The 8,084-nt window shown below is 37.9% G+C and carries 8 protein-coding genes; 1 reads left to right on the forward strand and 7 read right to left on the reverse strand.

Features of this window, described 5'->3' with window-relative positions; all coding sequences use genetic code 11:
• Positions 1-51: 51 nt before the first annotated feature.
• Both AAC026_RS19320 and AAC026_RS19325 read right to left on the reverse strand, forming a co-directional pair.
• Positions 52-2,169, reverse strand: a complete 2,118-nt coding sequence (locus tag AAC026_RS19320) for a plastocyanin/azurin family copper-binding protein (RefSeq protein WP_339701614.1) — start codon at positions 2,167-2,169, stop codon at positions 52-54.
• Between the two features lie 61 nt (positions 2,170-2,230).
• Positions 2,231-3,040: a hypothetical protein gene (locus AAC026_RS19325; RefSeq protein ID WP_339701617.1), complete on the reverse strand. Its 810-nt coding sequence runs from the start codon at positions 3,038-3,040 to the stop codon at positions 2,231-2,233.
• A 270-nt stretch (positions 3,041-3,310) separates the two neighbouring features.
• Between AAC026_RS19325 and AAC026_RS19330 the strand changes: the two genes are divergently transcribed.
• On the forward strand, positions 3,311-4,297 hold the full coding sequence (locus AAC026_RS19330) for a helix-turn-helix transcriptional regulator (RefSeq protein ID WP_339701620.1): 987 nt from the start codon (positions 3,311-3,313) through the stop codon (positions 4,295-4,297).
• 339 nt (positions 4,298-4,636) lie between these two features.
• Here AAC026_RS19330 and AAC026_RS19335 read toward each other — a convergent pair whose 3' ends face one another.
• The 5 genes from AAC026_RS19335 to AAC026_RS19355 all read right to left on the reverse strand — a co-directional run bounded on the left by AAC026_RS19335 (position 4,637) and on the right by AAC026_RS19355 (position 7,899).
• Positions 4,637-5,218, reverse strand: a complete 582-nt coding sequence (locus AAC026_RS19335) for a BfmA/BtgA family mobilization protein (RefSeq protein ID WP_339701623.1) — start codon at positions 5,216-5,218, stop codon at positions 4,637-4,639.
• A gap of 463 nt (positions 5,219-5,681) precedes the next feature.
• Positions 5,682-6,344, reverse strand: coding sequence for a hypothetical protein (locus tag AAC026_RS19340; RefSeq protein WP_339701626.1), 663 nt, complete (start codon positions 6,342-6,344; stop codon positions 5,682-5,684).
• A gap of 5 nt (positions 6,345-6,349) precedes the next feature.
• The gene (locus AAC026_RS19345) at positions 6,350-6,802 is read right to left on the reverse strand and encodes a helix-turn-helix domain-containing protein (protein ID WP_339701629.1); all 453 of its coding nucleotides are present in this window, start codon (positions 6,800-6,802) and stop codon (positions 6,350-6,352) included.
• 4 nt (positions 6,803-6,806) lie between these two features.
• Positions 6,807-7,097: a helix-turn-helix domain-containing protein gene (locus tag AAC026_RS19350; RefSeq protein WP_339701632.1), complete on the reverse strand. Its 291-nt coding sequence runs from the start codon at positions 7,095-7,097 to the stop codon at positions 6,807-6,809.
• Between the two features lie 127 nt (positions 7,098-7,224).
• Complete coding sequence (locus AAC026_RS19355; RefSeq protein WP_339701635.1) at positions 7,225-7,899, reverse strand: hypothetical protein; 675 nt, start codon at positions 7,897-7,899, stop codon at positions 7,225-7,227.
• Between the last annotated feature and the right edge of the window lie 185 nt (positions 7,900-8,084).

An 8,084-nucleotide genomic window follows, 5' to 3' on the forward strand; every position in this document is an offset into this window, starting at 1 on the left:
TCCCAATATCTAAAAAGCTTGGATTAGTATTACTTATTGTTGATTTGTGGATTATTTGTAGACTTTCATAACCCCCCTCATACTCATATAATGACCGGGATAAGTACAAACATATTCATAGTCACCTTCTGCTGCCGGAGCAACGAAATAGATTACCTCAGTAGCACCTGGTTGAACAATTTTTGTATGAAACAAAACCTCTTTTAATTCGGGCACCCAATTCTTAGCTGTGCCGTCAATACCTAGGCTCAATGCCGTTTTTCCAACTTTATCTGCCGATTTCGGAAGTGTACCGACCAAATTATGTTGCATGTCATCCGTATTTACCAATTCCAGTTTTACCTTGGCATTCGGTTTAATATTAAAACTCTCCAAATCATATTTTAAGCCAGGTTTCACTCCTATAGTTATAGTCATATCAGGACCATTAACCCAATCGGCTGGAACAGAATTTTGATTCTTTTTTAACGAGGATGTTTTTGTCAATATCCTTTGATTATTGGCTTGTTTGACAACCTGTTTTTTGGGTGTTTTTTTTACAGTTTTTTCTTCAATCTCCACATCATGGAATTGTGTGACCGAATCATCAAGAGTTAAAGGATTTCCAATTGGTATGTTGTTTAAACTATAAAAGCCAAAATCATGTAATAATGGGTTGCCTTTGGCGGATTTAATTCCGCTACATTTTATCTCATAAATGAACCCTTTTCTAAGTTCATCCAAAACAATTCTTACATTCTTACCGCTATTGGAGATTTTAACCGCCTTTATTTTTCCTTCTTTTTTTTCATAAAGATCACTACCATATTTTTGCTGGTACGCATAATCGAAACTTGTAATTTGATAATTATTGGGATCAATAGCGGTTTTTTCATTAATTGGCATGGTAAACTCCAATTCAAAACCATCAGATTGAGCCTTTATTGTTTTGATTTCAAATGGTATTTCTCCAGTCCAAACCAATCTTTGAAGTCCATATCTTTTTGGTCCAGATGAATGCCAACCTCTGTCCGACATCCCAACATAAATAGAATTATCCGAGGCCCCGTTCATTCTTAAAATTCCTGATTCAAATCCCTTCTTGAAAGGGAATACTGCACCTTGGTATGCTCCATTAACCTTCTCAAGAAATACACGCATTATATTGGCCTGACCTTCATCCCCGACAAAGAGTTGATCCGTAAAGGGCCCAAACTTTCCATTCGTGGTATCAGGTACAAAACCAGTTAGTGACGTTCCTAAAATTCCATGTGGAAATCTAACCGATGGCATTTTGAAGCCGGGTAGTCTATCCACCATTTCATGAAGTAATGGTTTATCACGTGGTACTTGGGAAGTATCAATTTTTACAGGGGAACCAGGAAGATTGGCCGATTTTAAGCTAGATGGATGACCGAAAAAATCACCCTTTTCAACGTGGGAAAGATAACCCGTGCCAACCCATCCGCCTTGATTTTCTGTATAAAATACGTCGCCAATAGAGTTCACTCCAATTCCAGCTGGCGATCTAAGTCCCGCAGCGTAAGGATTCAATTTACCCTCTGGGGTTACCTGAACCATCCAACCGCGCCAAGCTGCATGACTTCCCATTTCACCATAAAATGGCTCGCTACTGGCACCCATGCCATTATCTCCCAAATTAAAATTAATATAGAAATTGCCATCAGGGGGCAGAATTGGGCCATGGTTATACTCACAATAATTTCCGGACAATGGCCAAGTTGTAATAGTCTCAAATTTATCCGCGATATCATCGCCATTAGTGTCGGTTATCTTCGTAAGCTCCGCTCTCTGAGCCACAAAGAATGCTTTATCTCTATATGCCAGACCTAAAGGGGTATGCAACCCACTAGCGAACAATTTAAAAATAGGTTTAGAATTATTTTCCATGGTTGCATTCTCAATTATCCAGAGCTCGCCCATTCTGGTAGAAACTGCTAACCTTTGATCTGGTAATTCTGCCATTCCACTAACTTCAAGTTTAATACTATCGGGGATTGCTACTGTAGCAATTCTATAATATTTGTCCTCCTCGTCACCCAAATCATGATGCATATGATTATGGTCCTGACCATAAACAATTAGCGCAAAAAATAAATAAACTCCAACACTTAAAATGGTATGTATGTTTAGTTTAAATCTAAACTCGAAAAAGTTCATATTCTTCATTTCAATTTTCTTTACGTATATTTCTATATTGACAACTTTTACAACTTATGTTATTCTACAATCACCATAGAATGTAGTATTCCAAAACATCACTATTCTTTATACTTGATAGCGGAATAACCAAATCTTGCCCATGGGAAGTATTTTGAATTTCAGGCTCAGATTTAAGTTTTGATGAAATTGTTATGATATAGCTCTTATCATTTATACTATAGACATTCTTCTTAATTTTTCTAATTGAAGCCCCCTGAGCGAGTCTATATTTTATATTTTCACCATTCGAGGAATTCAATGAAAATCGAATGTCTCTATGCAATTTTTGTGTATCTTCCACGGTGGACCATATTCTGTCCTCGACTTCAATTCCGTCATTGGCATATTTAAATGTTGGACTCCCTTTCACATCCAAAGTATATCCCTTATATTCTAATGACTGATTTGCATTTTTGTGTTTACTTCCATTTTCAAATAATATGGAAGAATTGGATTTGATTGTCAAAATCTTATTCCCCAATGGTTCCGCAAGCTGCTCCTGACCTCTCCCTGTCCACATAGTGGTAGCTTCCAAGAAATCACCCTTCCAAATCTTGACAATTGCCCCAGTTGAAAGGTCTAAAGCATAATGGACCTTATTTGGTTCACCAACAGCCACACAGAACGTTTTCTTAACACCATCCAACTCCAAAAAGCACCTTTGAACAATAGCCCGATTTTGTGGCACCAAGATTATCTCATCTTTGTCATCTTGTGCCCTAAGAGTGCCAAAAGTTAAACTGACAAAGCACATTATTAGGATCGGAATCTTCTCAGTTAGCACAAACAGCCTGTATCTTTTATTGAAATCAAATTTCTTTAAACTACCCGTATTCATTATTTTTTATCTATTTATTTAATAATATGAATATGATAATAATCACTACTCAATTACAAGAATACAATATTTTTTTACTCCCCTTGTTAAATATTAAACAATGAATAATTTTAAACAAAAAAAAATACGATTAGCTTAATTTTACTATATTCACGAAATTAAAATAAACTAACTTGTTGATTTTATGTGCTTTAACATTTAGATAAATCACGATAAATTAAGACGTTAAATTATATCAATTCAAATATTTCAATGTAGAATTTTAAACATATGGACTTTAAAAACTATAAAGCAGACACATGTACTCCTTTAAAGAAAGCGTGGCAAAAAGGTGAACTTGAACTATCGTCTCTAGTTCGTTTGGATTATCCAGGTAGGCCGCTACCAACTAAAATGTTGAAAGGTATTAACAGTGTTGGCTACTGGGATGCACATATGCCACAGAATTGGGGTCTTGATTGGCACAGAAATGAAGGTATAGAAATTACATATTTAGAGACTGGAACTATGTCCATTTCAACTGAAAATGTTGAAAATGCACAACTTATGGCAAACCATTTTACAATAATGAGGCCATGGCAACTTCATAAATTAGGAAACCCAAATATTGGTGTAGGCCGACTTTATTGGCTAATTCTTGATGTTAATGTTCGTAACCCACACCAGACATGGAAATGGCCGAATTGGATTGTTATTTCTCGTGAAGACCTTAAAGAACTTACAAAAATCTTAAGACAAAATGAAAAAGTCATTTGGCAATCGGATTCTAAAATAAGATCATGTTTCAATGAAATTGGAAAAGTTGTAAGCAGCAACGATTTGGAACATATAGAATCTGAGCTTGTGATACTTATTAACAGTCTATTGTTGAGTATTCTAAACGTTTTTAGAAAGGGTAATGTGTCGTTAGACAAAACTTTAATGGAAAGCAGACGCACTGTGGAATTATTTTTGACTGAATTACCATTCCATATTGAGAAAGCATGGACATTAGAGTCTATGGCAAATCAGTGCAATCTTGGCACAACAAGATTTGTTCATTTTTGTAAAAAAATTACAAACATGACTCCAGTTGAATATCTAAATTACTTAAGGCTAGAAAAAGCGTCAAAACTTCTTAATGAAGACCACGAACTAAGTATTCAAGAAGTCGCTTATGACTGCGGATTCACATCAAGTCAATATTTCGCCACACAATTTAAAAAACAATATGGGTGTACTCCAAAGCAATTTAATAAACAATATAGCTTGACCTAAATCAATTAGCTAACTTAAACTTTTTTGATGCCCAAATCCCTTTACAAGAACATTTATAGCCTTTTTGGTTTTGGTGATATATTTAATTGTTTGCTACATATAGGCTGGATTAATTCACATTGTAGATGTAAACTGGCATACATAAGATTTTATAGTGAGTATTAGAATTGCTCATTAGGAATTAAGTTGAACAGATAATTGTAAAATAATAATACAAATTATTAACCCCAAATCTAACCATAACTAACCTGCGCATGGACCCTGATTCGATTTTATAGTGTTCGGGAAGATAAGCGTTACATAAAATCGAATTAGGGCGCACCTACAACTGTATATGGCTCAATAGATATGCCTGCCCAAATATTCTCTTTTTAACCTTTCCAATTCATCGGCCCCCATTTCAACTCTAAAGTAGGATTTGCCAAAAGTTGGTTCCACAAGAGCAATTTCACGCAATACTTCCCTAAACCTTTTTCTATCCTCATCCCTACCCTTAACAGCCTCATTGTATTTTGCAAGGGGAACAACTTCCTCCTCCATGCGCCATTCTGCCTTGGTCATCCTAATGCTATTCCGGTCCAAAAGTAAAGGTTGTTGTTTTTCCTTCCTCACGGGCGCTACCCCATCGAAAAGTCTTTTAAGCATATCGTGTGTAGGCTTAAGGTATTTTCGTTCCTGATCCCTTAAAAGTTGTTCAATATAGTCCCACCTTCCATTGAGATAAACCTGATACTTGATAAAACTAATGATCACCTGGCTCTTGGGGGTGATATTGGCCTTCTCAAAAAAATCGATCATCGTATCAATGGTTTCCGAATGGGACTTTGCAACGGTCTTGGAATATTCCCTAAAACGTTCCGCTGTTATTCTATTGATACTAATAGCCGAAAAAGTATTTTTTCTATTGACATTTCTTTCCATTACAGTAAATTTTATCAGCATTCATTGAGGTTGACCAGTCATATGACGCAAATTTGCCATACCAATTACTTTGACCAATAAGCCAAATACTATTATCGTATTGATTTTCAGTATTTTATAAGTATTGTTTCATACTTAATAAAATTGGCTACAGTAAATTTTGTCAATGAATCCAATGTATTACAAGTGTTATTAGTCAATTTGCCACAGTAAAATTTATTTACACTTGACTTAAATCATTGATATTCAGTAATTTAATAACAGTAACGTCGCTTCAGCGCGTTACCCTCTTGCTATTCAAACCTTATACGCTACGCTACCGGTTTTCGAATACCATAAATGAAGGCAACCAACTAAAAATTATATAGGATCATATGCTTCGTTTTTTGCCTAAATCTTTTGGCCCATTATCCACTTTTAAAACCTTAACCACGACCTTTAAGTCTATTTTTCTTTTCACCAGCTACTTTCTCCGACTGGGGCCGTCCAATTTTAACAGGTTGAACATCCTTACGAACCGGTCCGAGATCTGTCTCCCATAACGGTTTTCTATTTGGGACGAGTTCAGGTTGGTAGTGATATGGGTCTTTGTCCCAAGTTCCTCAAAACTTCGGTAACGGTTGAGCAGGATCCTGACGAATATATCCTCCTTTCCGTACTGGTAAACATTGTTCGCCACCGTTTCCGATCCCAAATCATCGAACAGGAAGTTTCCCCTGGAATAGTATTTTATGATATCATCCTTGTTCTTTTCCGAATTGTACTTGTCCACTACCTCCTGGGCACTTATGGAGGGGAACCAAAGTGGCCTAAGGCTATATTGTTTGGACATGTTCTGGATGATCTTAAAGCTCGACGTTTTTCCGGTGCCGTAGGAACCGAATACCAACAACCCCTTTCTCAGGGAGATATTTTCCAAAAGTTCGAATGCGGGATCCCGGTTCCAATACCTGCAAAAATGCCCAAGGAAATTTTTGTTGGTTCCGTCCACTTCAAAGTCGAGGTCCATCCGGGCATAAAATTCCTGTGCCGCCCTATAAAAAACTTTTTTAAAAAGTTCTGGGGAGCATAACGGTTTTGGTTCCGTTTGCTTTCCCCGAAAATGTTCCGACCATCCCTTTTCCATATCCATCATTCCAATATTGGACTTCTATTTTTATTTCCTTCTTTTAAAAAGGTAAATTCTTTTTTTTCTTGTTTTGTTACTTGTTTAGTATACTTGACACTTTTGTCCATGCTGCCACGACATTTCTGTCCAGGCAGCCCGGACACCATTGTCGGGGCAGAGTCGCCAATTTTGAAGCCGAAACGGAGCAGACTTCTCAGGTAGCGCTTCCTTCCGTTGAAGGAGGTCTCCTCTATCCAACCCAGGGATTTCAATTCGGAAATGTACCTGCTGACCTGTCGTTCGGAAATGTGAAGGAAGGAGGCGATATACCTGTTGGACATATAGCATTCCTTCCCATTTTCGGTAAAGCTGTGTATCTCCAAGAGCAGGATCTTCGCGTACCAGTTCACTTCCTTGTTCAGATAGATCGTTCTCGGGATCCAGATGCCCTGAAAGTTTCTTTTGGTAGGTTCCATCCAATTACCTCCTGTTCTTCAACAGGGACTCGTTGAACCTATGTTCCAGGGTCTCGTCGGAAAGGTCTGGTTCCCCCAGGAGCCAGGCATCGATGGTATCCTTATCGAAGAATTTCTGCCTGATATGGGGATTGTTTCCCATCGGGATAAGCTTCTGTTGGGTAAGTTTGTAGATCTTGCTCTTGGAAAGACCCGTGTATTGTGCCAGGTCCTCCACATTGAGCGTTTTTTTGTTTTGGGCCAATAGCCCCTTAATTTCTGTAAGTATAGTTACTACATCCTGTTGATTTTCCATTATCGTATTTTTAGGATTTTGAAGAATGTGCAACCGGCCGATCGCTCTTTTGTACGGGACAAACATATGGCAACAGATATGCACATGTCAATACGATAATCGGGCTTTGGAAAGGATTATGCTATAATTATGCTTTGCCGAGCATTTGTTTCACCAATTTGCGCTGGTTCTTGGAGTTTGTCTTTTCCTGATCGGTCTTCCAAGAGGAAAAACCGGACTTAAGGGTATTGGGATTGATGGGTTCCCCGTTCATCAAAAAGGAATTCTGCAGGAATTGGAAGAATTCCTGTTTCTGTTCTCCCGAAATTTCAACAACTCCCCCTACCATGATCTCATCGAACAGGACAAATAATATGCGGTGGTTGGCGGATTCCCCACTCTTGTTGCCCATCGTAAAATTGATCTTGCTCTTGACGTTCTTACCTGAGAGTATTCTTTCCAACTCTCTTTGTCCATCTAAATCCAGATCCAAAAGATGGAATTTCATCCTTGACCTTTTCAATCTTTCCATAACAAAACCATGTCCGTCCTTTGCCATATGGGATTCGGACTCATAAAAAACGGCCACCCAAAATATGGCCAATATTAGTGCGAACAATAGTCCGAGATAAATGGGATAATGGTCGATAAGCGACTTAAAATTAAGTACGACAGAAACTAAAAGGATAAATAGGATATACACGCAAACAAGAAAAAGAATCAGGTTCCTCCTATTTCCACCGATCCTCTCGTTCAAAAAATCATTGGTGGCGGTCCGTACCTTGGCAAGTGCCCTGCCTGCATTTTGGATGAATTTTTCCATTGAGATCCAATCTTACTACCAATAAATATAAATAAAAGTGATGAAATGGAACGGAAAATAAATGTTGTCCCTATGTTGTCCCCATGAAAAGAAAAAGGCCTCACGATTTCTCGCAAGGCCTATTCTCATTAAGCTCCCCCTCTTGGGCTCGAACCAAGGACCCTCTGATTAACAGTCAGATGCTC

This window comes from uncultured Roseivirga sp. (genome assembly GCF_963973945.1).
In the GTDB taxonomy this organism is placed as follows: domain Bacteria; phylum Bacteroidota; class Bacteroidia; order Cytophagales; family Cyclobacteriaceae; genus Roseivirga.